Origin of the sequence: Pseudoclavibacter caeni (assembly GCF_008831125.1) — a bacterium.
Classification (GTDB): Bacteria; Actinomycetota; Actinomycetes; order Actinomycetales; family Microbacteriaceae; genus Pseudoclavibacter_A; species Pseudoclavibacter_A caeni.
This window is the reverse complement of the sequence record NZ_WBKA01000004.1, coordinates 14,927-38,151: the sequence shown is the minus strand read 5'-3', so window position 1 is coordinate 38,151 and position 23,225 is coordinate 14,927. Positions and strand designations below refer to the sequence as shown.

Here is a 23,225-nt window from a genome sequence, read left to right as displayed (position 1 = left end):
CCATGACCGATCATCGGCGTACGCTGGAAGGCGTCGATCGATGACGCAGGCCTGCCTCATCTACATGAGATGAGCGGGTGCACCCCGGGCGGGGCGCCGAACGACAGACCGGCGCCCCGCCTCGCGTGTCGGATTGGGACCAGGAACCGAGGAGACGGACAGTGAGCGAGCACGACAGAGCGCAGAACGCAGCGAACAGGCCAGACGAGTCGATGGCGCGAGCCACGTCTGCCGCTGCGTCGGTCGACGGAGTCTCAGGAGCATCCGCCGCCGACGCGACGACGGGCCGTCACCGGCCCCGGTTCTCCCGGCGCGCGCTGTTGACCGGCACCGGCCTCGGTGTGTTGGGGGGCGCGCTCGCAGGCGGCGGGGCGACGTGGGCGGCGACGCACCCTGCGGGCGACAGCGTGGACCTCGGCACGCAGATCCCGTTCTACGGGCAGAAGCATCCGGTGGGCATCGCGACCCCGCCCCAGCGGTACGCGATGTACATGACCTTCAACCTGACCACGTCGTCGGTGAAAGACCTGCAGACGCTGCTCGCCCGATGGTCGGCCGCCGCGAGCCTCATGCAGCGGGGCGACCCGGTCGGCTCGGTCGAGCCCGACAGCGAAAACGGCCTGCCGAAGGACACCGGCGAGGCGTACGGCCTCGACCCGGCGAGTCTCACGATCACCTTCGGGCTCGGGCCGGCGATCTTCGCCGAGAACCGGTTCGGGCTCGAGCGCTTCCGGCCCGCGCTGCTGGCCGACCTGCCCACGCTGCCCAGCGACAATCTCGATCCCGCCCTCGTCGGCGGCGACCTGAGCGTCCAGGCCTGCGCCGACGACCCGCAGGTCGCCTACCACGCTGTGCGCAACCTCGCCCGGATGGGGCGCAGTCAGGTGTCCGTCCACTGGACGCAGATGGGCTTCGGGCGTGCCTCGGCCGGCACCGGGCAGGAGACGCCGCGCAACCTCATGGGGTTCAAGGATGGCACCCGCAACGTGAGCACCCCGGAGCAGTTCGACGAGTTCGTGTGGGTCAACGGCGGTGACCAGTCGTGGCTCGAGGGCGGCACCTACCAGGTCGTGCGCAAGATCCGCATGAACCTCGAGACGTGGGATGCCGATCGGATCGGCGACCAGGAGACGATCTTCGGCCGCACGAAGGCCGAGGGCGCGCCGCTGACCGGTTCGAAGGAGTTCGACACCCCGGACTTCCAGATGACGGACGAGAACGGCGACCGGGTGATCGACCCGACCGCGCACATCGCGCTCGCCGCGTACGAGAACAACGGCGGCATCCGCATCCTGCGCCGGCCGTACAACTACACGGACGGGCTCAACGAGCACGCGCAGCTGGACGCGGGGCTGCTGTTCCTCACCTACCAGAACGACCCCGGGCACTTCGCCGCGCTGCAGCGGCGTCTGGGCGCCTCGGACCTGCTCAACGAGTACATCTCGCACATCGGCACCGGCGTGTTCGCCGTGCCGCCCTCGCCCGCGGAGGGCCGCTACATCGCCCAGGAACTCTTCGAGTCGTAGCCAGCGGTGCCTCGTCCGGCTCAGCGACCGGCCGGCCGCACCGGGACCGAGCCGGTGCCGATCGCGAGGATCCGCTCGAGCGCCTCGGGGCTCGTGCGGAACTCACCGAGCCGGTTGGGCTTCCCCGTGCCGTGGTAGTCGCTCGACCCGGTCGTCACGAGCTCCAGCGCCGCCGCCTGTGCCCGCAGCGTGCGGCGCAGCGCCGGCGGGTCGAGCCGGTGGTCCACCTCCACCCCGACGAGCCCCGCGTCGACGAGCCGCCGCAGCAGTGCGTCGGTGAGCAGCGTGCCGTGCCGGTACGCGCCGGGGTGGGCGATCACGGGCACGCCGCCGGCATCGCGCACGAGGCCCACGGCCTGGAGCGCGTCCGGCGCGTGATAGGGCAGCACATAGCCGGCCCTGGGATGCAGCATCCGCTGGAACGCCGTCGACCGGTCGGGCACGATCCCGGCGGCGACGAGCGCGTCGGCGATGTGGGGGCGGCCGACCGTCCGCGCGTCGGCGGACTGGGCGAGCACGTCGTCCCAGGTGATCGGGAAGTCCCGGGCGAGCGCGTCGACGATCCGGCGTGCCCGGTTCTCGCGCACGTCGCGCAGCTCGGCGGTCGTCTCCGTGAGCGCCCGGTCGTCGGGGTCGATCAGGTAGGCGAGCAGGTGCACCGAGCAGCCCTCGAGCCGGGTGGAGAGTTCCATGCCGGGCACGAGGCCGAGCCCCGTGCGGCGGGCGGCGGCGATCGCCTCGGCCCAGCCCGCGGTGGTGTCGTGGTCGGTCAGTCCGATCCAGTCGAGGCCGGCCTCCAGGGCGAGGGTGACGAGCTCGGCGGGCGCGTCAGTGCCGTCCGACGCCCGCGTGTGCGTGTGCAGGTCGATCGCCGTCTCATCCGGGGCCGTGGTGGTCATGGGCTCATCGTACGGGAGTTCCACAATGGGCGACATGGCTGAATGGGACGACGTGGCGGGCGACGCGGACGTCCGTGCCGCGCGGGCTGCCGCCGCGGGACCCCGTGGCCGACCGGGCCGCGGTGCGGCGCGACCAGCTGCGTCGGGCGCTGCCCGGCCGCACGCTCGTGATCCCCGCCGGCCGACCGCATGTGCGCAGCAACGACTGCGACCACCGTTCCGTCCGCACAGCGCGTTCACCCATCTGACCGGGTGGGGGTGGGACGCGGTGCCCGGCGCGGTGCTCGTGAGCACCGCGACGGGGCGGGCGGTGCTCCGCTTCCGGCCGCCCGCCGGACATGACACCGTCGAGGGGTACGCGGACCCGGTCGACGGGGCGTTCTGGACCGGGCCCCGGCCCGGCCTCGACGCGGTGTCCGCCGGCTCGGCGTGACGACCGCGGACGTCGCCGGCCTGAACGAGGCGCTCGTGGCCGCGTCCGCCACGGCTCCGCTCGCGGTGCTCGCGGACGCCGACCCCGCCGTGACCGCGCTGGCCGACGCGATCGCCCCGGGCCGCGACCGGGCCGACGACGTGCGGCTGGCCGACGCCGCAAGCGCCTTGCGGCTTGTCAAGGACGCCTGGGAGGTCGGGCAGATCCGCACCGCGGCGGCCGCGACGCTCGCGGGCTTCGAGGACGTGCGCGACCGGCTGCCCCGGATCGTCGGGCACCCGCGCGGCGAGCGGGTCGTCGAGGGCGTGTTCTGGGCCCGCGCCCGCGAGCTCGGCAACGACGTGGGCTATGACACGATCGCCGCGGCCGGGGAGCACGCCTGCCGGCTGCACTGGTCGGACGACGACGGCCCGGTGCGGCCCGGCGACCTGCTGCTGCTCGACGCGGGCGTCGAGCTCGACAGCCTCTACACCGCCGACGTCACCCGCACGATCCCGGTGTCGGGGCGCTTCACCCCCGCGCAGCGGCAGGTGTACGACGCGGTGCTCGCCGCGGCCGGCCCCGGCGTCCCGTTCCGCGCCCTGCACGAGGCAGCGGTCGCGTCCGTCGTGCACACGGCAGACGAGGTGGAGGCGTGGGTCGCGGGGCGCTGGCCCGGCCGGTGAGGCGATGGGCGGCCCCGACCCCCGGGCGGCGGGCCGCTGTGGATCAGCTGCGGCGCACCGGCCCGGTCCGCCCGCGTCCGGTCAGCTCGCGGCCGGCGGGACGGGGTCGCCCAGGGACGGCGTGGTGCCGAGGATGCCCATCGCACGCCCGGCGGCTTCCCGTGCGCACACGAGCGTGTACGAGTCGGCGACCACGGTGCTCGTCGACTGGTAGTTCTTGTACCGGCGGCTGACCGCGTACGTGATGATGCCGGAGATCATGCCGAACCCAGCGCCCAGGGCGAGCGCGGCGAGCAGGTAGTTGAACCCGTTCGTCGGCGACCAGATCATCATGATGAGGCCCAGGAACAGCCCGAACCACACGCCGCTGAGCAGGCCGGAGACGGCCGCCCGGGGGTAGCTCAGGCGGCTGGTGATCCGCTCGATGCTGTGCAGGTGGTTGCCGACCACGCTGACGCCCTCGACCGGGAAGTCGTGCTCGACGAGCCGGTCGACCGCGGCCACGGCATCCTGATAGGTGCGGTACTCGCCGACGACCACCCCGCTGGGCAGCGTCGGGAACATCTGCGCCCGCGTCTGGTCTCCGAGACCCCGTGCATCACTCATGCCACCATTGTCGCATCCGCCGGGCCCCGCGGCGTACGATTCGGTTGTGAGCGCGCCCAGAATCTTCGTCTCCCGACTGATCGGCTGCGGGGTCTTCGACCCGTCGGGCGATCGCGTGGGCCGAGCCCGCGACGTGATCGTCACGTACCGCACGGTGGGGCCGCCCGTCGTCGTGGGGCTGCTCGTCGAGGTGCCGGGCCGTCGTCGCGTGTTCCTGCGGATCGCCCGGGTGACGGGCATCACTACCGGGGCGATCATCACCACCGGGCTGATCAACCTGCGCCGCTTCGAGCAGCGGGCGGGAGAGACCCGCGTGCTCGCCGAGATCGTCGGCCGGCGCGTGCGCCTGCATGACAGCGACCGCACCGGTCGGGTCGAGGATGTCAGCATCGAGCAGCTCGCCACCGGCGAGTGGGTCGTCGCCGACGTGTTCCTGCGCCGGCCGAAGACGAGCGCCTCCCCGTTCGCCCGGGGCGAGACGATGCTCGTGCCGTGGGCGGAGACGGAGGAGATCCGCCACGACCACGGCGAGCAGGACACGACCCACCTGCTCGCCTCGCTGCAGGATCTCCAGGCCCCCGACCTCGCCGGCGCGCTCATGGAGCTGCCCGAGCGCCGTCGGGCCGAGGTCGTCGCCGCGCTGTCGAACGAGCGTCTCGCCGACGCGCTCGAGGAACTCGCCCGGGACGACCAGATCCAGCTCGTCGGCACGATCGAGGACATCCGCCTGGCCGAGGTACTCGACCACATGCAGCCTGACGACGCCGCCGACCTCGTCGCTCGGCTCGCTCCGGACCGCAAGGAGCGACTGCTGCAGCTGATGGAGCCCGAGGAGGCCAGCGACGTGCGCATGCTGCTGCGCTACGCGCCGGACACCGCCGGCGGCCTGATGACGACCGAGCCGGTCATCTGCTCGGCAGACACCACGGTCGCAGAGGGGCTCGCCCTCATCCGCCGGCACGAGATCGCCCCGGCGCTCGCGGCCGCCGTGTGGGTGACGCTGCCGCCCTACGAGGCGCCCACGGGGCGCTACATCGGGCTCGTGCACTTCCAGCGGATGCTGCGGTACCCGCCCAACGAGCGGCTCGGCACGCTCGTCACCGAGGAGGTCGAGCCGATGTCCCCGGACGCCTCGGCGCTCGAGGTGGCCCGCACGCTCGCCGCCTACAACCTCACCTCGTTGCCCGTCGTCGACCGCAACCGGCGGCTGCTCGGGGTGGTCACGGTCGACGACGTGCTGGACAACCTGCTGCCGGAGGACTGGCGGCATCGCGTGGGCGAGGAGGTGACCGATGGCAGCCAGGACGCGCGTTGACGAGGGGTTGCTGAACGCCCCGCGGGTCCGCCGGCTGCGCCTGTGGCCGCGGCGGGACGCGGGGGTGCTGAGCGGCGACCGGTTCGGCCGGGCCACTGAGGGGTTCGCCCGGGCGATGGGCACGCCGGCGTTCCTCATCGGCATGACCGTGTTCATCATCGTCTGGATGGCGTGGAACACGATGGCCCCGGAGGCGCTGCGCTTCGACTCGGCGGATCTCGGGTTCACCGCGCTCACCCTCGTGCTGAGCCTGCAGGCCTCGTACGCGGCGCCGCTGCTGCTGCTCGCGCAGAACAGGCAGGACGACCGCGACCGGGTGCAGATCGAGCAGGACCGCCAGCGCTCCGCGCGCAACCTCGCCGACACCGAGTACCTGGCCCGCGAGGTCGTCGCGCTGCGGCTGGCGATCAGCGATCTGGCCAGCGAGCGGTTCGTGCGCGACGAGCTGCGCGACCAGCTGGAGGATCTCACCGCGACGATCACCGCACTCCGCGAGCAGGCCGACGACGCGTCCGGGGCGGGCGCCGTGTCCGCTGCGTCGGCGGCGGAGTGGGCAGCCGGGTCGAGCGGTGCCGCCGCGGCCGAGGCGACCCCGGCGGGGGACGACGCCGCACCGGACCGGGCCGCGGGGCCGCGTCCTGACGACGGGGATGCCGGTGCTGCCCGATCCTGAGCGGCCGATCGACCCGGCGCTGGAACCGGCGCTCGCCCGGGTCCAGGACCCGGAGCTGCACCGGTCGCTGCTGGAGCTCGGCATGATCGCCCGGGCGACGATCGAGGACGGTCGGGCCCGCGCGACCGTCCGACTCACGATCGTGGGGTGCCCGGCGGCGCAGCGCATCGAGCGTGACGTGCGCGAGGCGCTGGAGCGGGTCGTGGGGCCTGGCCTCGCGGAGGTCACCCTCGAGGTGATGGACGACGACGAGCGCGAGGCGCTGCTCGAGCGGGTGCGCGGCCGCCGTGGCAACCCCTTCGGGCCGGGCACGCTCACCCGCGTCGTCGCGGTCGCCAGCGGCAAGGGCGGGGTCGGCAAGTCCACGGTGACCGCGAGCCTGGCCGCGGAGCTCGCCCGGCGCGGCCGGCGGGTCGGCGTCGTCGACGCGGACGTGTACGGCTTCTCGATCCCCGGCCAGCTCGGCATCACCACGGGGCCCACCCGGCTCGACGAGCACATGATGGTCCCCCCGGTCGGCCATGGCGTCCGGGCGATCTCCATCGGCATGTTCGTCGGAGCCGACCACGCCGTCTCCTGGCGCGGGCCGATGCTGCAGCGCACGCTCCAGCAGTTCCTCACCGACGTGCACTTCGGCGATTTGGACGTGCTGCTGCTCGACCTGCCGCCGGGTACCGGTGACGTCGCGATCACCGCCGGCCAGCTGCTGCCGGATGCGGAGGTCATCGTCGTCACCACGCCGCAGCCGGCCTCCTCCACCGTCGCCGTGCGCGCGGGCCTGCTCGCTGGCCGGCTCGGCCAGCGGGTGATCGGGGTGGTCGAGAACATGGCGTGGCTCGCCGGGCCGGACGGCGCGCGCGTCGAGCTGTTCGGCGCCGGGGGCGGGCGCCGGGCGGCGGACGCGCTGTCGACCGAGCTGGAGACGCCTGTGCCGCTGCTGGCCAGCGTGCCCATCAGCATCCCGCTGCGCGAGGGCGCCGACCTCGGCAGCCCGGCCGTGCTGACCCACCCGGACGACCCCGCCGTCGTCGCGCTGCGCGCGGTTGCCGACCTGCTGGACGGCCCGCGCGGGCTCGCCGGGCGGCACCTGCCGCTGCAGGTGGGGTGAGCGGTCCGTCGGATGAGCCGGTGACGGGTCGTCCACGGGGCCATCGAGGGCGCGTGCCGTCCGCGCGGGTGCACGTCGCCGCAGGGGCAGGCCGGGTCAGGTGGCGTCGTCGTCGAACGGCGCGGGGCGGAGGTTGCGCTCGCGGTCCTCGCGCTGCCGGGCGACGATTTCCACCCGGCTGGGCTGTGCCGCAGCCGCCGCAGCCGCCGCGGCGACCGTGGGCGTCGGGTCGTCTCGCAGCGCGTCGGCGATGATCCGGCGCGGGTCATACTGTCGGGGGTCGAGCTTCCGCCAGTCGACGTCGTCGATCACGTCGCTGGACTCCTCCTTGACCCGCTGCTTCGACTCCTGCACGAACAGCTTGAAGCGGCGTGTGGCCCGGCCGAGCGTCTCGGCGTAGCGCGGGAGGTTCGACGGGCCGAGCAGGATCGCGGCGACGACCGCCACCAGCAGGATCTTCTCGAAGCTCAGGCCCACAGACAATACAGTACAGTAACCGTGACGGCTCGGCGTGGCCGGCGGGCGGGGCGGAGAGCTGGAAGACGAGGTGACGATGACGATGAGCCAGGTGGCGAGCGTGAGCCGATTCGCGGCGGAGCGGCAGACCGAGCCGCCGGTGATCACATCCGCCCGGCGCACCGCGCTGGAATGGGGCGTCGAGCCGGTCAGCCCGGTCGTCGGCGCGCATCTCGCGGTGCTCGCCGCGGCCGTGCGTGCCCGCAGCATCGTTGAGATCGGCACGGGCACCGGGGTGAGCGGCCTGTGGCTGCTGCACGGGGCGCCCGAGGCGACCCTCACCACGATCGACGCGGAGATCGACCATCAGCAGGCGGCCCGGCAGGCGTTCGACGCGGCCCACCTGCCGCGCGCTCACGTGCGCACGATCCTTGGCCGGGCCACGAGCGTGCTCGACCGACTGGCCGACGGCGGCTACGACCTGGTGTTCATCGACGCGGATCTCGGCCGGGCGGTCGAGTACGTGGCGCAGGGGCTGCGGCTCGCTCGTCCGGGCGGACTCATCGTGCTCGCCCACGCACTGGTGCACGGGGCGGTCACCGATCCGGCCGATCGCTCGGAGCAGGTCACCGCGCTGCGGGGACTGCTCGACGAGTTCGGCAGCCGGGAGCACATCCGGTCATCGTTGCTGCCGGTCGACGACGGGCTGTTCACGATCGTCGCACCCGGCGGCTGAGTACCGCACGGGTCGGACGCTTCCGAAAGGCGGTGTCGGGGTGCCGTCAGGTGTCGGTGGCCCCGCCGCGCTGAGCTGCCGTCGCCGATGCCGGGAGTGGCTCCTCAGGCCACCGCCTCCGCGAGCGCGTCCCGCAGCTCGCCAGCCTCGTCCGGGGTGACCGAGATGACCAGGCGCCCGCCGCCCTCGAGCGGGATCTTCACGACGATGACCTTGCCCTCGCGGACGGCCTCCATGGGGCCGTCGCCGGTCCGCGGCTTCTGCGCTGCCATGCCAACCACCTCTCTCGCGGCCGCTGGTTCGCGGCCACACTGCTCCCAGTATCTCACGGCGGTCCGGCGGTCGGCGAGCGCGCGGGCATGCGGCTGCCCGGGACCACGTGCGCGCCATCACGAGCCCCATCGACCACAGCTGCGCCGGTCTGCGGGGCGGCTGTGGTGGCTCGGCCGGGCGAGTCCTCGTCAGGAGAGCCAGGTCACCAGGGCGTCCAGGCACGGCGCGATCGTGTCCACTCGCACCCGCTCGTCGTCGGCATGGGCGAGCAGCGCGTCGCCGGGGCCGTAGTTCAGGGCCGGCACGCCCAGGGCGCTGAACCGGGCCACGTCCGTCCAGCCGTACTTGGGCAGCGGGTCGGTGCCGACGGCGGCGACGAACTCGCGGGCTACGGGGGCGTCGAGTCCGGGGCGGGCACCCGGGGACATGTCGACGAACCGCATGTCGAACCCGGCGAACAGGGCGCGCATGTGCTGCTCGGCCTCGGCGGCCGACCGGCTCGGGGCGAAGCGGTAGTTGACGTGCACGGTGCACTCGTCGGGGATCACGTTGCCGGCGACCCCGCCGCTGATGCCCACGGCGTTGAGGCCCTCCCGGTAGGCGAGCCCGTCGACGGTGATCGTCTCGGGCCGGAAGTCGCGCAGCACGTCGAGCACGTCCGCGGCGTGATGGATGGCGTTGTCCCCGACCCAGGCGCGCGCGGAGTGGGCGCGCCGGCCGTGCGTGGTCACGAGGAACCGGCAGGTGCCGTTGCAGCCGCCCTCGACGCGGCCGTCGGTCGGCTCGCCGAGGATGGCGAGGTCGCCGGCGAGCCAGTCGGGGTGGTTCCGGGCGACGCGGCCGAGGCCGTTGCGCTCGGCGGCGACCTCCTCCTGGTCGTAGAACACCCAGGTGACGTCGGCCGCCGGCCGCGGCAGGCGGGTCGTGAGGGCGAGGAACACGGCGTCGCCGGCCTTCATGTCCACCGCGCCGCGGGCGACGAGCCAGCGGCCGTCGGCGTCGTCGACGAGCCGGGCGGGGACGTTGTCGCGGATCGGCACGGTGTCCAGGTGCCCGGCGAGCACGACCCGGCGGCTGCGTCCGAGATGCGTGCGGGCGATGACCGCGTCGCCGTCGCGGAGCACCTCGAGGTCGGTCTGCGCGTGCAGGGCCGCCTCCACCGCGTCGGCGAGCGCGTGCTCGTCGCCGGAGACGGAGGGGATGTCGCACAGCGCCCGGGTGAGCTCGGCGGGATCGGCGGACAGGTCGAGGGCGGGGGTGGCCGGTGCGGTCGGTGCGGAGGTCATGGAGGCCATGGTAGCCGGGGCCGCGCCCGGGCCTCTCACCTGGCGTGGGCGTCGCCGGATGGGGCGGCGTGCCAGGGCCGCGCGCTGGTCCTCGGCCACGGCGACCGGGATATGATCGGGCGCATGACAGACACGCGTGACGACCATCCCCGTTTCGGCTTCGGCACCGGCCTCGGCACCCGCAGCGCCGACGGCACGCTGCTGGACGTCTGGTTCCCACTGCCCGAGCTGCTCGAGGACGCGGCGGACGCCCCCGGCCGGCAGCCCGGCATCGACGATCGGTTCGCCGGGATCGAGGGAGAGGACACGCTGCTCGGCGTGCACCGGGAGGTGCTCAGCGTCGTCGTCGACCTCGCCGAGCCCGTGCAGGACACGGCCGACGCCTACCTGCGGCTGCACCTGCTGTCACATCTGCTCGTGCGGCCGAACACGATCTCGCTGGAGGGGATCTTCGGCCACCTGCCGAACAATGTGTGGACGAATCGCGGGCCGATCTCGCCGGAGGACTTCGACCGCCTGCGGGGCCGGCTGCGCACGCAGGGCGTGTTCGCGCTGCACATCGACAAGTTCCCCCGCCTGCTTGACTACGTCAGCCCGCGCGGCGTGCGCATCGGTGACGGCGCCCGGGTGCGGCTCGGCGCGCATCTGTGCCCCGGCACGACCGTCATGCACGAGGGCTTCGTGAACTTCAACGCGGGCACGCTCGGGGAGTCCATGGTCGAGGGGCGCATCTCGCAGGGCGTCGTCGTCGGCGACGGCTCGGACATCGGCGGCGGCGCCTCGATCATGGGCACCCTCTCCGGGGGCGGGCGCGAGCGGGTGCGCATCGGGCGCCGGTCGCTGCTCGGTGCGAACGCCGGGGTCGGCATCTCGCTCGGCGACGACTGCATCGTGGAGGCCGGCCTCTACCTCACCGCCGGCACGAAGGTCACGCTGCTCGGCGGCGACACCCCGCGCACGGTCAAGGCCGTCGCCCTCAGCGGGCATGACGGGCTGCTGTTCCGGCGCAACTCGATCAGCGGCGCCGTCGAGGCGGTGCCGCGCAGGGGCGTGGGCATCGCCCTGAACCCCGAGCTGCACGCCTGAGCGAGACAGGGGTGGTGAGACGTGACGGGGCCGGGTCGGCACGCGACGAACGCGATCGACCCGGCCTCGTCACGTGATCCGGTCCTGCCGGCACGGGGTGCCTCCAACGGGCGGATCCAGCGGGTGGATCCGGCACGGACCACGCCTGCGCGCGCCTCGAGCCGCGCGGTCGGCACGCTCCCGGCCGGCGGATCGGGCGGGGACTACTCCCGCGCGAGCGCCTCGAGGTCGACGGGCTCATACTCGAACAGCTCGGCGCCCGTGGCGACCGGCGCCCGGCCGCCCGAGTGGTGGTGCGCTTCGCGGTTGGCGGCGCTGTCACGCCATGCCGCGAAGTCCTCCTGTGAAGCCCACTGGGTGAGCACCAGGTAGCGGCCGTCCTCCGCGGTCGGGCGCAGCAGCTGGAAGCCCTCGAAGCCGGGGCGGCCGTCGACGGCGTGACGCCGGGCCGCGAAGCGGCGCTCGAGCTCCGGCCCCTGGCCTGCGGGCACGGTCAGCGCGTTGATGACGACGTACGACATGCGTTCTCCTCACTGTCAGCCCGCCGGGGTCGGCGGGAGGTCCGGCGCGCGATCAGCGCGACTTGAGCAGGTAGCGCTGCACCTTCGCGCTCGCGGTGCGGGGCAGCTCGTCGACGAACTCGATGATCCTCGGGTAGGCGTGGGCCGCGTAGCGGGTCTTGACCTCCTGCTGCAGCTCGTGCACGAGCGTCTCGTCGCCGGTGAAGCTCTGTGCCAGCACGATGTAGGCGGCGACGACCTCGCCGCGCAGCTCGTCGGGGCGGCCGACAACCGCGACCTCGCGCACCGCGGGATGCATCGCCAGCACGCTCTCGACGTCCAGCGGGCTGATCCGGTAGCCGGCCGCGAGGATCAGGTCGTCGTCGCGGGAGACGAAGTGCAGTTGCCCGTCGTCGCCGCGCCAGGCGAGATCGCCGGTGAGGTACCAGTGTCCGTCGGCGGTGAACCGCTCGGCGGTGCGGTCCGGGGCATCGTCGTAGCCCGGGAACCACCACACCGGGCTCTCCGCGGGCGAGAAGGCGAGTCGGCCGACCTCGCCCGGGCGGGCGGGACGGTCCTCCGCCTGGTCTAGGATCTCGCAGCACCAGCCCGGGAAGGGCACACCCATGGTGCCGGCCTGCGGGGCGAGGCGGATGCCGTCGCGCCACGGCACGCCGATGAGCATCCCGTGCTCGGTCTGCCCGTAGTGGTCGTGCGGGGCGGAGCCGAGGGCGTCGCCGGACCACTCGAGCACCTCGGGGGTGAGCGGCTCGCCGGCCGAGGAGGCCCGGCGCAGGTGGATGTCGAGCCCGTCCTCGGGGTCGTTGCGCATCGCCCGGAACATCGTCGGCGCGCCGCAGAAGTTCGTCACGCGGTACCGGGCGAGCACCTGCCAGGCCTGATGGGCGGAGAACTTGTCATGGGTGAGCAGATTCGCGTGGCCGACGGCGAGCGGGCCGAGCACGCCGAAGTACAGCCCGTACGCCCACCCCGGGTCGGCCGCGTTCCAGAAGACGTCGTCGTCGCGCAGGTCGAGGCCGTTGATCATGTACGACCGGAACGAGGTGAGCGCCCGCATCGGCAGGGGCACGCCCTTCGGCGCCCCGGTCGTGCCGGAGGTGTACAGCAGGGCGAGCAGACCGTCGCCGCCGATGGCGGCCTGGTCATCCCAGGGCTCGGCGTCGGCCAGCAGCGGTTCGAGCACGGCGTCGTCGGACCAGACCGCTGTCGGCGTCACGGGCTCGGCGCCCGGCTCGCTGCCCTCGACGCGCAGGATGCGCCAGGCGCGCCCGGCCAGGGGCAGGTCCTCGCTCGGGTCGAGCTTGTGTCGCCAGCCGGCGTCGACGACGACGAGCGCGGCACCGCTGGCGTTCACCCGCATCCCGATCGCCTGGGCGGCGAGGGCGGTGAACAGGGGGATGTGCACCGCGCCGAGCCGCCACAGGCCGAGCAGGATGCCGACGTACTCGACCGAGCGCGACATCATCACGCCCACCCGGGTGCCCCGGGTGACGCCGAGGTCGGCGAGCACGCGCGCCGTGCGCCGTGAGAGCCGGTCGAGCTCGCCGTAGGTGAGGTCGGTCGTCGACCAGTCGCCGTGCACGACCCGGAAGGCGAGGGCGTCGGCGGGATGCGCGTGGAGCAGCAGCTCGATCGCGCTCGCGTCCGGCGCGTCGTAGCGGGCGCGCCAGTCGGCGATCTCCCGCGCGATGCGCTCCTCAGTCTCGGTTCGCGCGGAGCCGTCGGCTCCCGCTGCGGTCTCGGCGCTCGCGTCGTCAGCAATCGCGGCCATTCGTGCTCCCTCGCATTTCCCGGCGCGCGTGCGCCGCGCGGCCCAGCCTACCGCCGGGCGTGTCGGTGTGCGTGCAGGACGCGGAAGCCGTGCGCCGTGTCGACGCGCTCGACGGTGATCTCCGGGGCGAGCCGCTCGGCCAGCCAGCGGGTCAGTGAGTCGGCGCCGAGCTGCTTGGCCACGACGAGCCACGCCTCGCCGTCGTCGGCGAGTCGGGGCAGCCAGTCCAGCAGCAGCGCGTGCAGGGCGGGCTTGCCGATGCGGATCGGCGGATTCGCCCAGATCACGTCGAAACGCAAGCCTGCAGGCACCGCGTCCGGGGCCACCGCGTGCACCCCGGGCAGGTCGAGCCGGCGCGCATTGCGGGCGGTCGCCTCCAGCGCCCGCTCGTTGACGTCCACGGCCCACACCCGCGCATCGGGGGCGCGCAGGGCCAGCGACAGGGCGATTGGCCCCCACCCGCAGCCGAGATCGAGCGCCTCGCGGCATCCCGCGGGGTCCGGCACCCGGTCGAGCAGCACCCGGGTGGCGCGGTCGAGCGCGTCGGACGAGAAGATGCCCCGGGCGGTCGTCACCGTGCGCTCGCGTCCGGCGAGCTCGACGTCGATGTCGTGCCACTGCGGCGCGACGGACGGCTGCGCCGCGAAATAATGCTCCTGGGCCATGCGTTCAGGGTATACGGAGGTGCACATGATCGAATCTCGCCCGGTGGACGAGCTGCTGGATCGCATCGAGGCTCGGGTCCGGGCGACGGATGATGTCGAGGTGGTCGTCGACCACGCGCGAGCCGACGAGCCCCACGCGCTCAGCGAGGGCGCCCAGGCCCTGCAGCACGAGGCCGCGGCGGCCCATGGCGGCGACGAGGAGCGTCTCGACCGACAGGCCCTGCGCCGGGTCGCGGGGCTCTCCACGGAGCTTGAGGACGTCAGTGAGGTCGAGTACCGCCGGCTGCGCCTCGAGAACGTCGTGCTCATCGGCGTGTACACGCAGGGGGACCAGGCCGAGGCCGAGCACTCCCTCGCGGAGCTCGCCGCGCTCGCCGAGACCGCGGGATCGCGGGTGCTCGACGCGCTGCTGCAGCGTCGCCCCACACCGGACCCGAGCACGTATCTTGGCCGCGGCCGGGCCCGCGAGCTGCGCGACCTGGTCGCCGAGCTCGGCGCCGACACCGTCATCGCTGACACGGAGCTCGCCCCGAGCCAGCGGCGCGCGCTCGAGGACGTGGTGCGGGTCAAAGTCGTCGATCGCACCGCGCTGATCCTCGACATCTTCGCCCAGCACGCCAAGAGCCGCGAGGCGAAGGCCCAGGTCGAGCTCGCCCAGCTCGAGTACATGCTGCCCCGCCTGCGCGGCTGGGGCGGGTCGCTCAGCCGTCAGGCCGGCGGCCGCGCCGTCGCCGGGGAGGGCATCGGCTCCCGTGGCCCCGGCGAGACGAAGATCGAGCTCGATCGGCGGGCGATCCACACCCGCATGGCCCGACTGCGGCGGCAGATCCGCGCGATGGGGCCGGCTCGCGAGGCCAAGCGGGCCAATCGCGTCCGGCACGAGATCCCCTCGGCGGCGATCATCGGGTACACGAACGCCGGCAAATCGTCGCTGCTCAACCGGCTGACCGGCTCGGACGAGCTGGTCGAGAACCGGCTGTTCGCCACGCTCGACGCCACGGTGCGCCGGCGGGAGGCACGGGACGGCCGCGTGTACACGCTCAGCGACACGGTCGGGTTCGTCCGCCGGCTGCCGCACCAGCTCGTCGAGGCGTTCCGCTCGACGTTCGAGGAGGCGCGGGACGCCGACCTGCTCGTGCACGTCGTCGACGCGTCGCATCCGGATCCGGCCGCGCAGATCGCCGCGGTGCGTGGCGTGCTCGCCGAGTCCGGGCTCGCGGATGTGTCCGAGCTGCTCGTGTTCAACAAAGTCGATCTGGTCGACGCGGAGCGGCGGATGGTGCTGCGCGGCATCGATCCGGACGCCTCGTTCGTGTCGACCCGGACGGGTGAGGGGATCGCCGAGCTCACCGCGCGCATCGAGGCGGCTCTGCCGGATCCGGGCGTCGACGTGGACGTGGTGGTGCCGTACGAGCACGGCGAGCTCGTCTCGAGCGCTCACGAGCACGGCCGGGTCTCCGGCGAGGAGTACCTCGCGGAAGGCACCCGGCTGCGTGCCCGGGTGAGCCCCGGCCTGGCCGAGCGGCTGCACGCCGTGGCAGTGGCCGAGACCCCTGTGCAGGCCGCGGCCGAGCCCCCCGTGCAGCAGGGGTAGCCGAGATCTCGGCTCACCCGGTCGGGCGGCTCAGATGGAGCGCAGCACCGCGACGACCCGCCCGAGGACCACGGCGTGGTCGCCGAGGATCGGCTCGTAGCGGGTGTTCTGCGGCAGCAGCCAGGTGTGGCCGTCGCGCTGGCGGAACGTCTTGACGGTGGCCTCGTCGTCGAGCATGGCCGCGACGATGTCACCGCCCACGGCGTCGTTCTGCCGGCGCACGACGACCCAGTCGCCGTCGCAGATGGCCGCGTCGACCATGGAGTCGCCCTGCACGCGCAGCAGGAACAGCTCGCCGTGGCCGACGAGCTGTCGGGGCAGCGGCATGACGTCCTCGACGTGCTGCTCGGCGAGGATCGGGGCGCCGGCGGCGATGCGGCCGACGACCGGCACCATCGCGGTCTCCTCGGAGACCTGTTCGAGCATCCGGGTCGCCGCGTCGTCGGTCTCCGCGGCGGGGGCGTCGCCTCGGTCGAGCACCTCGAGCGCCCGCGGGCGGTGCGGATGTCGACGGATGCGCCCGGCGAGCTCCAGCTGGCCCAGCTGGTGGGTGACCGACGACAGTGATGACAGGCCCACGGCGTCGCCGATCTCGCGCATGCTCGGCGGATAGCCGCGCTCGCCGATCGAGGCGGTGATGAAGTCGAGGATGCGCTGCTGCTTCTCGGTCAGCGGCGGACGCCCCTCCCGTGCGTGTGCTGCGTCCATGTCGTCCTCTCCTCCGCTCGCCCGGGGCGGGCCTCGCGCCCGTCGACCCGCCGCCCGTCGGCCCGTCGCCCCTCGTGCCCGTCACCGCGGATCATGCCCGGTGTCCGACGTCCCCGACCTCGCCGAGGAGGCCGGGGCCGACGCGCGCCCGCCGCGGATCCGCCGGCGACGACCGGTCCCGGCGATCGTGTCAGAGGGTCACTCGAAACTGTATCCGAACGGCGTCGACGGCGGCAACGCGGTGTTCGAACGCGGGTGCGTCGCCCGGGTTGCCGCGACGCGTGTTCGAAGGTATGTTCGAAACAGGCGTTCGAGAGGAGTCATCATGACCATCGCGATTCGAGACCCCCGTGGATCTCTCGCCCATGCCGTCCCCGCCGGCGGGGACGGTGCGGGGAGCTCGCCGGCGAGCGGTCGTCTCGTGCTCACCTCGCGGGGGCGTCGCGTCCGCGCGCTGCTGCTGCTCGTCCTGCTCGTGACGCTCGTCGTCTCCGTCGTCGGGCTCGCGTCCCAGGCGCGCGCGGGCTCGGCGGACGAGCCGCTGGAGGTCGTCCGGGTGCAGGTGCAGCCGGGTGACACGCTGTGGGACATCGCGCGAGAGCAGGCACCGGGGCATGACGTGGTCGACGCGGTGACGCGGATCCGCGAGGCCAATCGGCTCGACGACGCGATGCTGCAGCCGGGCATGCGGCTCGTCATCCCGGCGAGCCTGCGCCAGGGATGAGGGGGCGGGGCTGCGCGAGTGCTCCGCCGCGGCTCGGCAGGGCGAGACGGGGGGTCGCGTGCGCGCCCGCTCCGGCCGCCCACGCGTGCCAGGGGCGGAAGGGTGAGCCGCGCGGCTAGACTGGACGGGTGACCACCTTGGATGACCTCCCCCTGCGTGACGAGCTCGTCGGTCAGCAGCCGTACGGGGCCCCGCAGCTGCATGTGCCCGTCGAGCTCAACGTCAACGAGAACACGCACGGACTGCCGCCCGCGGCCGTCGAGGACATCGCCCGGTCGCTGGCGGACGTCGTCCGCGGACTCAACCGCTACCCGGACCGTGAGTTCACCGAACTGCGCGAGGCGCTCGCCGCCTACCTCGGCCATGGGCTCACCGCCGATCGGATGTGGGCGGCGAACGGGTCGAACGAGGTGCTCCAGCAGGTGCTGCAGGCCTTCGGCGGGCCGGGGCGCACGCTGCTGAGCTTCACGCCGACCTACTCCATGTACCCGCTGCTCGCGGCGGGCACCCAGACCGGCTGGATCCCCGTGCCCCGCGCCGACGACTTCACCGTCGATCCGGACGCCGCGGTCCGGGCGGTGCGCGAGCATGATCCAGATCTCATCTTCCTGTGTCGACCGAACAACCCGACCGGCACGGGGATGCCGCTCGAGGTCGTCGAGGCCGTCGTCGACGCCTGTCGCGGCGTGGTCGTCGTCGACGAGGCCTACCAGGAGTTCTCCGACCCCGGGACGGCCAGTGCGCTCGAGCTGTTGGACGGCCGTCCCAGACTGGCCGTCTCCCGCACGATGAGCAAGGCCTTCGCCTTCGCCGGCGTGCGGTTGGGGTATCTGGCCGCCGATCCCGCCTTCGTCGACGCCCTGCGCCTGGTCCGGCTGCCCTATCACCTCTCGGCGCTCACCCAGGCGGCCGCGCTCGCCGCGCTGCGGCACAGTGACGAGATGCTGGCCAACGTCGACCGCATCCGCGGGCAGCGCGACCGCATCGCGGCGCGTCTCGGCGAACTGGGCTTCGACCCGCATCCGAGCCAGTCCAACTTCGTGTGCTTCGGCGGTGTGCGCGACACGACGGCCGTCTTCGATCGCCTGCTCGGCCAGGGCATCATCATCCGCGACAACGGCATCCCGCACACGATGCGAGTCACCGCCGGCACCGAGACGGAGACGACCGCGTTCCTGCGGGCGATGGCCGAGCTCGCCCCGGAGCAGGCCCTCGGGCGGCACAGGGTAGACTGATCACCCGGCGCCCGGACCGCCGCGCCCGTCAGACGGCGGCCCCTGTCAGAGGTCGAGGAGAGAGATGACCGATACCCACCGCCGTGCCACCGTGCGCCGGCAGACCTCCGAGTCGACCGTCGAGGTCACGCTGGATCTGGATGGCTCCGGTGCCTGCACCATCGACACCGGCGTGCCATTCTACGACCACATGCTCAACGCACTGGGGCGGCACTCGCTCATCGATCTCGACGTGCACGCCCGCGGTGACGTGGAGATCGACGTGCATCACACCGTGGAGGACACCGCGATCGTGATCGGCGAGGCGCTGCGCGAGGCGCTCGGCGACAAGCGGGGCATCGCCCGGTTCGGCGACGCCACGGTGCCGCTCGACGAGGCCCTCGCCCAGGCCGTCGTTGACATCTCGGGGCGACCGTACTTCGTCCACACCGGCGAGAGCGAGGCGTTCGTCCTGCATCTCATCGGCGGACACTTCACCGGCTCGCTCGTCGGGCACGCGCTCGAGTCGCTCGCCGTGCACGCCGGGCTGACGATGCACGTGCGGCTGCTGGCCGGCCGCGACCCCCACCACATCGCCGAGGCCCAGTTCAAGGCCGTCGCCCGCGCGCTGCGCCAGGCGGTGGCGCTGGACTCCCGGGTGACCGGGGTGCCCTCGACGAAGGGTGCACTGTGACCGCCTCGGCCCGGCCGCAGGTGGCGGTGCTCGACTACGGCAGCGGCAACGTTCACTCGGCGGCCAAGGCGCTCGTGCGGGCCGGCGCCGACGTGCGGCTCACACATGATCCCGAGCAGGTGCTCGCCGCCGACGGACTCGTCGTGCCCGGTGTCGGCGCGTTCGGCGCGGTCATGGATCAGCTGCGCGCCGTGGACGCCCCCCGGCTCATCGAGCGGCGACTCGCCGGCGGCCAGCCGGTGCTCGGCATCTGCGTGGGCATGCAGGTCATGTTCGAGCGCGGCATCGAGGGGGGTGCCGAGCACGCGGGCCTCGCCCAGTGGCCCGGTGCCGTGGAGCGCCTGCACGCGCCGACCCTGCCGCACATCGGGTGGAACACCGTCCGCTCCGGGCGAGGCAGCCGGCTGTTCGCCGGGGTCGCCGACGAGCGGTTCTACTTCGTGCACTCGTATGCGGCGCGCCGCTGGACGCTCGAGACGATGCCGCCGTTCCCGCCGGCCGTGGTGACCACAGCCGAGTATGGCGAGCCGTTCGTGGCTGCCGTCGAGAACGGGCCGCTGAGTGCGACACAGTTCCATCCGGAGAAGTCCGGGCGAGCCGGCATCCGGCTGCTGCGCAACTGGCTCGGCACGCTCGCCGGGCCCGCGGCGGATGCGGTGCCCGAGACCGATGAGAGAGGCGAAGATGACTGACGACGATCTGGCCCAGCGGCCGGCGCTCACCCTCCTGCCGGCGGTGGACATCGCCGGGGGGAAGGCGGTGCGGCTCACGCAGGGCGAGGCCGGCACCGAGCGCTCGTACGGCGACCCGACGGACGCGGCCCTCGACTGGGTGAGGCAGGGGGCGCAGTGGATCCACCTGGTCGACCTCGACGCCGCGTTCGGGCGCGGGGAGAACCGGCAGGTGATCCGCAAGGTCATCAGGCAGGCCGGTGACGTGAACATCGAGCTCTCCGGCGGCATCCGTGACGATCGCTCGCTCGAGCAGGCGCTGGCCACCGGGGTCAAGCGCATCAACCTCGGCACGGCCGCGCTGGAGAACCCCGAGTGGGCGGCGAACGTGATCGCCGAGTACGGCGAGTCGATCGCCGTCGGGCTCGATGTGCGTGGCACCCGGCTCGCGGCGCGCGGCTGGACCCAGGAGGGCGGGGAGCTGTTCGACGTGCTCGCCCGGCTGGAGGAGGCCGGCTGCGCCCGCTATGTGGTCACCGATGTGTCGAAGGATGGCACCCTGCAGGGGCCGAACCTCGACCTGCTCCGCTCGGTGCTCGCCCGCACGGATCGTCCAGTGGTGGCCTCCGGCGGGGTCTCATCGCTCGACGACATCGCCGCGCTGCGGGAGCTCATCCCGCTCGGTCTGGAGGGCGCGATCATCGGCAAGGCGCTCTACGCCGGGCGGTTCACTCTGGCCGAGGCACTGGACGTCGCCGGGGACTGAGCCTCCGGCACAGGCGGAGAGAGGACGGCATGAGCGAGACATGCGCAGCCGGGCTGCCGGCCGACTCGGCGGGCACGCCATGGGCAGGGCGTCGCTTCGAGGCCAACCGGTTCGCTGCCGATGACGGTACCGCCCCGGCGGCCTGGCTTGCGGCGGTGCGGCGCTTCCGGCTCGGGGAGATCCGGATCTCCGATGTCATCGCCGAGCTGCATCGCACGCGTCTGCTGATACCGCTCGTCGCACATCTCGAACAGGGCGAGACCACCTCCGGCGGGCTCACTGCGGACAAGGCGGCCGAGCTGGCCACGGTCACCGTGGCGACCCCGGACGGCCAGCGCGCGCTGCCCGTCTTCAGCTCCGTCCAGGCGATGCAGGCCTGGAACCCCGACGCTCGGCCCGTTCCGGCGGAGGCCCCTCGGGTAGCGCTCGCCGCCGCAGGCGAGCACACGCCTCGCGTCGTGGTCGACCCGGGGACGGAGAGCGAGTTCGTCGTCCGCTGGCCGGCGCTCGAGGCGCTGGCGACGGGGGAGACCTGGCGGCCGGCGATCGAGGATCCCCGGGTGCTCGACGCGTTCCTGCGCCCCGCCGCGGAGCTGCCGAGCATCAAGTCGCTCGTGCTCGTCCCGGGTGACCCGCACTCTCGTCTGGCCGGCCCCGAGATCCTCGTGCAGCTCGAGGTCATCGACGGGCTCGAGGCCGCCGATCTGCAGGAGATGGCCGACTGGCTGGGCGAGCAGTGGCGCGCCGACGAGACGATCATGGCCGAGGTCGACTCCATCGGCGTGCGCTTCGTGCGCTCGCCGCGCTGAGCGGGCCGGGCCGCTGCCGGAGCGGCGCTCAGTTCACCGGGCCGGTGTACTTCTCGCCCGGGCCCTTGCCCGGCGCGTCGGGGAAGATCGAGGCTTCGCGGAAGGCGAGCTGCAGCGTCCGCAGACCGTCGCGCAGGGAGCGTGCGTGCAGGTTGCCGACCGCGGGCGCACCCGCGACGACGAGGCCTGCGAGCGCCTCGATGAGCTTGCGCGCCTCGTCCAGGTCGCGCTCGTGCTCCGGATCCTGAGCCAGGCCGATCTTCACCGCGGCGGCGCTCATCAGGTGCACCGCCGCCGTCGAGATGATCTCCACTGCGGGCACGTCGCCGATGTCCCGGGTCATCTGGTCGAGCGCCTCGCGCTCCTCGTCGTCGAGCGGTCGGTCCGCGACTCGCGGGCGCGTGTCGGGGCGCAGCGACTCGGCGTCCGTCGCCTCCGGGGCCGTCGCGGTCGGCGTGGCCGCGTTCTCCGGGGTGCCGGGTGCGGATGCGGTGCCCGTCGCGTCGTGGTCGTGGCCGGTGGTGTCGCTCATCTCGCTCCTTCGCGTCGGGCCGGTCTGCTGGTCGCATCCCGTGCGCCGATCTGGTATTGTCATGAGTGCTGTGCGTCTCCAGGGCGCTCAGCTGAGCTGAAGAGGAGTCACGCACTCCCACCTATGGTAGTCGAGTTCTGTGAGACCACCGGGTCGGCCTTCGAGCCGCGAGCCGCCGCGCTCCTCTGACGTTCATCGACCGTCGCGAGTGAGGAGCAGCCGATTAGCGAGCCGCGCATCAATGACCGAATCCGAGTCCCCGAGGTCCGTCTGGTCGGGCCGAAGGGCGAGCAGATCGGTGTCGTCTCCGTGAACCGGGCCCTTCGTCTGGCCCGGGAGGCGGGCCTCGACCTCGTCGAGGTCGCGCCGCGTTCGAAGCCCCCCGTGGCCAAGCTCATGGACTACGGCAAATTCAAGTACGAGGCCGCGCAGAAGGCCCGTGAGGCGCGCCGCAACCAGACGAACGCGCAGCTGAAGGAGATCCGCTTCCGGCTGAAGATCGACAGTCATGACTACGAGACCAAGAAAGGTCACGTCATCCGCTTCCTGAAGGCGGGCGACAAGGTCAAGGTCATGATCATGTTCCGCGGCCGCGAGCAGTCGCGGCCGGAGTTCGGCTACCGGCTGCTGATGAAGCTCGCCGACGAGCTCAAGGAGTACGCGACGATCGAGTTCAAGCCCCGTCAGGACGGGCGAAACATGACCATGGTGCTCGCCCCGACGCGCACCAAGGCCGAGATCCGCGCCGAGGCCGAGCGCGCACGCCGCGAGGCGGAGCGCGCCGAGGCCGACGCCGAGCAGGCCGACTGACCGGCACCCGCTCCGGCCCTCCGGGTCGGCGACACGAGAGAGAAGAAGAAGATGCCAAAGCAGAAGACCCACTCCGGTGCGAAGAAGCGCTTCCGCACCACCGGCAGCGGCAGGCTGTACCGGGAGCAGGCGAACAAGCGTCACCTCCTCGAGCACAAGGCGTCGCGCCGCACCCGCCGGCTGAGCGCCGACGTCCCGGTCGCCGCCGGTGACGTGAAGCAGGTCCGTCGCCTGCTGGGCAAGTAAGCACAAAGGTCTGAGGAGAGAGCACAGAGATGGCCAGAGTCAAGCGTTCCGTCAACGCGAAGAAGAAGCGCCGGGAGATCCTGGAGAAGGCCGAGGGGTACCGCGGTCAGCGCTCGCGCCTGTACCGCAAGGCGAAGGAGCAGGTCACCCACTCGTACACCTACGCCTTCCGCGACCGCAAGGCGCGCAAAGGGCAGTTCCGTCGCCTGTGGATCCAGCGGATCAACGCCGCGGCCCGGCAGAACGGCATCACCTACAACCGTCTGGTGCAGGGGCTCGGCCTCGCCGGCGTCGAGGTCGACCGGCGGATCCTCGCCGAGCTGGCCGTGAACGATGCGCCGGCCTTCGCCGCGCTCGTCGAGACGGCGAAGCAGGCGCTGCCCGCCGACGTCAACGCCCCGAAGGCGTGACGTGGCGATGAGCCGCCAGCCGGTGGGT

The 23,225-nt window shown here is 72.9% G+C and carries 28 protein-coding genes; 18 read left to right on the top strand and 10 right to left on the bottom strand.

Annotated features, from left to right (window positions below; all coding sequences use genetic code 11):
* Positions 1–161: 161 nt before the first annotated feature.
* The gene (locus tag F8O02_RS06030; protein ID WP_225734143.1) at positions 162–1,526 is read left to right on the top strand and encodes a Dyp-type peroxidase; all 1,365 of its coding nucleotides are present in this window, start codon (positions 162–164) and stop codon (positions 1,524–1,526) included.
* Between the two features lie 20 nt (positions 1,527–1,546).
* Here F8O02_RS06030 and F8O02_RS06025 read toward each other — a convergent pair whose 3' ends face one another.
* Positions 1,547–2,425, bottom strand: coding sequence for a PHP domain-containing protein (locus F8O02_RS06025; RefSeq protein WP_158036354.1), 879 nt, complete (start codon positions 2,423–2,425; stop codon positions 1,547–1,549).
* Between the two features lie 34 nt (positions 2,426–2,459).
* On the opposite strand from F8O02_RS06025, the gene F8O02_RS06020 reads away from it, so the two are divergent.
* Together F8O02_RS06020 and F8O02_RS06015 are read left to right on the top strand one after the other, a co-directional pair.
* Positions 2,460–2,858 (top strand): aminopeptidase P N-terminal domain-containing protein, encoded by a 399-nt coding sequence (locus tag F8O02_RS06020; RefSeq protein ID WP_179416293.1) that lies wholly within the window; start codon positions 2,460–2,462, stop codon positions 2,856–2,858.
* A complete protein-coding gene (locus tag F8O02_RS06015) occupies positions 2,855–3,523 on the top strand; it encodes a M24 family metallopeptidase (protein ID WP_158036352.1) in 669 nt (222 codons plus the stop codon). Before F8O02_RS06020 ends, F8O02_RS06015 begins: the two co-directional genes overlap by 4 nt.
* Before the next feature lie 81 nt (positions 3,524–3,604).
* On the opposite strand, the gene F8O02_RS06010 is transcribed toward F8O02_RS06015, so the two are convergent.
* Positions 3,605–4,129 carry a general stress protein gene (locus F8O02_RS06010; protein ID WP_158036351.1) on the bottom strand — a complete coding sequence of 175 codons (525 nt, stop codon included), beginning with the start codon at positions 4,127–4,129 and terminating at the stop codon, positions 3,605–3,607.
* A 46-nt stretch (positions 4,130–4,175) separates the two neighbouring features.
* Here F8O02_RS06010 and F8O02_RS06005 point away from each other — a divergent pair, with 46 nt between their 5' ends.
* The 3 genes from F8O02_RS06005 to F8O02_RS05995 are packed head-to-tail and all read left to right on the top strand — an operon-like array spanning position 4,176 to position 7,225.
* On the top strand, positions 4,176–5,444 hold the full coding sequence (locus F8O02_RS06005) for a magnesium transporter MgtE N-terminal domain-containing protein (RefSeq protein WP_158036350.1): 1,269 nt from the start codon (positions 4,176–4,178) through the stop codon (positions 5,442–5,444).
* Positions 5,422–6,117 (top strand): DUF1003 domain-containing protein, encoded by a 696-nt coding sequence (locus tag F8O02_RS06000; RefSeq protein ID WP_158036349.1) that lies wholly within the window; start codon positions 5,422–5,424, stop codon positions 6,115–6,117. Before F8O02_RS06005 ends, F8O02_RS06000 begins: the two co-directional genes overlap by 23 nt.
* Positions 6,095–7,225 carry a P-loop NTPase gene (locus F8O02_RS05995; RefSeq protein WP_158036348.1) on the top strand — a complete coding sequence of 377 codons (1,131 nt, stop codon included), beginning with the start codon at positions 6,095–6,097 and terminating at the stop codon, positions 7,223–7,225. The genes F8O02_RS06000 and F8O02_RS05995 overlap by 23 nt, the downstream gene beginning before the upstream one ends.
* A 96-nt stretch (positions 7,226–7,321) precedes the next feature.
* Here the strand turns inward: F8O02_RS05995 and F8O02_RS05990 are convergent, their stop codons facing one another.
* The gene (locus tag F8O02_RS05990; protein ID WP_225734188.1) at positions 7,322–7,702 is read right to left on the bottom strand and encodes a twin-arginine translocase TatA/TatE family subunit; all 381 of its coding nucleotides are present in this window, start codon (positions 7,700–7,702) and stop codon (positions 7,322–7,324) included.
* A gap of 76 nt (positions 7,703–7,778) precedes the next feature.
* Between F8O02_RS05990 and F8O02_RS05985 the strand changes: the two genes are divergently transcribed.
* Positions 7,779–8,417: an O-methyltransferase gene (locus tag F8O02_RS05985; protein WP_225734141.1), complete on the top strand. Its 639-nt coding sequence runs from the start codon at positions 7,779–7,781 to the stop codon at positions 8,415–8,417.
* Between the two features lie 104 nt (positions 8,418–8,521).
* On the opposite strand, the gene F8O02_RS05980 is transcribed toward F8O02_RS05985, so the two are convergent.
* Together F8O02_RS05980 and dapE are read right to left on the bottom strand one after the other, a co-directional pair.
* Entirely contained in the window at positions 8,522–8,689 is a 168-nt protein-coding gene (locus tag F8O02_RS05980) for a DUF3117 domain-containing protein (protein WP_158036346.1), read from the bottom strand.
* A gap of 189 nt (positions 8,690–8,878) precedes the next feature.
* Positions 8,879–9,976 carry a succinyl-diaminopimelate desuccinylase gene (gene dapE / locus F8O02_RS05975; RefSeq protein ID WP_158036345.1) on the bottom strand — a complete coding sequence of 366 codons (1,098 nt, stop codon included), beginning with the start codon at positions 9,974–9,976 and terminating at the stop codon, positions 8,879–8,881.
* Between the two features lie 123 nt (positions 9,977–10,099).
* Here dapE and dapD point away from each other — a divergent pair, with 123 nt between their 5' ends.
* Positions 10,100–11,062, top strand: coding sequence for a 2,3,4,5-tetrahydropyridine-2,6-dicarboxylate N-succinyltransferase (gene dapD / locus F8O02_RS05970; RefSeq protein ID WP_158036344.1), 963 nt, complete (start codon positions 10,100–10,102; stop codon positions 11,060–11,062).
* A 203-nt stretch (positions 11,063–11,265) separates the two neighbouring features.
* Here the strand turns inward: dapD and F8O02_RS05965 are convergent, their stop codons facing one another.
* The 3 genes from F8O02_RS05965 to F8O02_RS05955 are packed head-to-tail and all read right to left on the bottom strand — an operon-like array spanning position 11,266 to position 14,019.
* Positions 11,266–11,583: an antibiotic biosynthesis monooxygenase family protein gene (locus tag F8O02_RS05965; protein ID WP_158036343.1), complete on the bottom strand. Its 318-nt coding sequence runs from the start codon at positions 11,581–11,583 to the stop codon at positions 11,266–11,268.
* 52 nt (positions 11,584–11,635) lie between these two features.
* On the bottom strand, positions 11,636–13,354 hold the full coding sequence (locus F8O02_RS05960; RefSeq protein WP_158036342.1) for an AMP-binding protein: 1,719 nt from the start codon (positions 13,352–13,354) through the stop codon (positions 11,636–11,638).
* 47 nt (positions 13,355–13,401) lie between these two features.
* Positions 13,402–14,019, bottom strand: a complete 618-nt coding sequence (locus F8O02_RS05955; RefSeq protein ID WP_158036341.1) for a class I SAM-dependent methyltransferase — start codon at positions 14,017–14,019, stop codon at positions 13,402–13,404.
* Between the two features lie 25 nt (positions 14,020–14,044).
* Between F8O02_RS05955 and hflX the strand changes: the two genes are divergently transcribed.
* Complete coding sequence (hflX, locus tag F8O02_RS05950) at positions 14,045–15,613, top strand: GTPase HflX (RefSeq protein WP_158036340.1); 1,569 nt, start codon at positions 14,045–14,047, stop codon at positions 15,611–15,613.
* Positions 15,614–15,643: 30 nt separating this feature from the next.
* On the opposite strand, the gene lexA is transcribed toward hflX, so the two are convergent.
* Positions 15,644–16,321, bottom strand: coding sequence for a transcriptional repressor LexA (lexA, locus tag F8O02_RS05945; RefSeq protein WP_158036339.1), 678 nt, complete (start codon positions 16,319–16,321; stop codon positions 15,644–15,646).
* 325 nt (positions 16,322–16,646) lie between these two features.
* Between lexA and F8O02_RS05940 the strand changes: the two genes are divergently transcribed.
* The 6 genes from F8O02_RS05940 (at position 16,647) to F8O02_RS05915 (ending at position 21,199) form a co-directional block, all read left to right on the top strand.
* Complete coding sequence (locus F8O02_RS05940) at positions 16,647–17,045, top strand: LysM peptidoglycan-binding domain-containing protein (protein ID WP_158036338.1); 399 nt, start codon at positions 16,647–16,649, stop codon at positions 17,043–17,045.
* A gap of 128 nt (positions 17,046–17,173) precedes the next feature.
* On the top strand, positions 17,174–18,280 hold the full coding sequence (locus tag F8O02_RS05935; RefSeq protein ID WP_158036337.1) for a histidinol-phosphate transaminase: 1,107 nt from the start codon (positions 17,174–17,176) through the stop codon (positions 18,278–18,280).
* Positions 18,281–18,344: 64 nt separating this feature from the next.
* Complete coding sequence (gene hisB / locus F8O02_RS05930; RefSeq protein ID WP_158036336.1) at positions 18,345–18,953, top strand: imidazoleglycerol-phosphate dehydratase HisB; 609 nt, start codon at positions 18,345–18,347, stop codon at positions 18,951–18,953.
* A complete protein-coding gene (gene hisH, locus F8O02_RS05925) occupies positions 18,950–19,645 on the top strand; it encodes an imidazole glycerol phosphate synthase subunit HisH (RefSeq protein ID WP_158036335.1) in 696 nt (231 codons plus the stop codon). The genes hisB and hisH overlap by 4 nt, the downstream gene beginning before the upstream one ends.
* A complete protein-coding gene (priA, locus tag F8O02_RS05920; protein WP_158036334.1) occupies positions 19,638–20,390 on the top strand; it encodes a bifunctional 1-(5-phosphoribosyl)-5-((5-phosphoribosylamino)methylideneamino)imidazole-4-carboxamide isomerase/phosphoribosylanthranilate isomerase PriA in 753 nt (250 codons plus the stop codon). Before hisH ends, priA begins: the two co-directional genes overlap by 8 nt.
* A 29-nt stretch (positions 20,391–20,419) precedes the next feature.
* A complete protein-coding gene (locus tag F8O02_RS05915) occupies positions 20,420–21,199 on the top strand; it encodes an SseB family protein (protein WP_158036333.1) in 780 nt (259 codons plus the stop codon).
* Positions 21,200–21,227: 28 nt separating this feature from the next.
* Here the strand turns inward: F8O02_RS05915 and F8O02_RS05910 are convergent, their stop codons facing one another.
* Positions 21,228–21,542, bottom strand: coding sequence for a DUF1844 domain-containing protein (locus tag F8O02_RS05910; protein WP_225734186.1), 315 nt, complete (start codon positions 21,540–21,542; stop codon positions 21,228–21,230).
* 411 nt (positions 21,543–21,953) lie between these two features.
* Between F8O02_RS05910 and infC the strand changes: the two genes are divergently transcribed.
* From infC to rplT, 3 genes are read left to right on the top strand one after another with little or no spacing between them, the layout of a single operon-like run.
* Positions 21,954–22,541 carry a translation initiation factor IF-3 gene (gene infC, locus F8O02_RS05905; protein WP_158036332.1) on the top strand — a complete coding sequence of 196 codons (588 nt, stop codon included), beginning with the start codon at positions 21,954–21,956 and terminating at the stop codon, positions 22,539–22,541.
* A gap of 51 nt (positions 22,542–22,592) precedes the next feature.
* Positions 22,593–22,787 carry a 50S ribosomal protein L35 gene (gene rpmI / locus F8O02_RS05900; protein WP_158036331.1) on the top strand — a complete coding sequence of 65 codons (195 nt, stop codon included), beginning with the start codon at positions 22,593–22,595 and terminating at the stop codon, positions 22,785–22,787.
* A 29-nt stretch (positions 22,788–22,816) separates the two neighbouring features.
* Complete coding sequence (gene rplT, locus F8O02_RS05895; RefSeq protein WP_158036330.1) at positions 22,817–23,197, top strand: 50S ribosomal protein L20; 381 nt, start codon at positions 22,817–22,819, stop codon at positions 23,195–23,197.
* Positions 23,198–23,225: the final 28 nt, after the last annotated feature.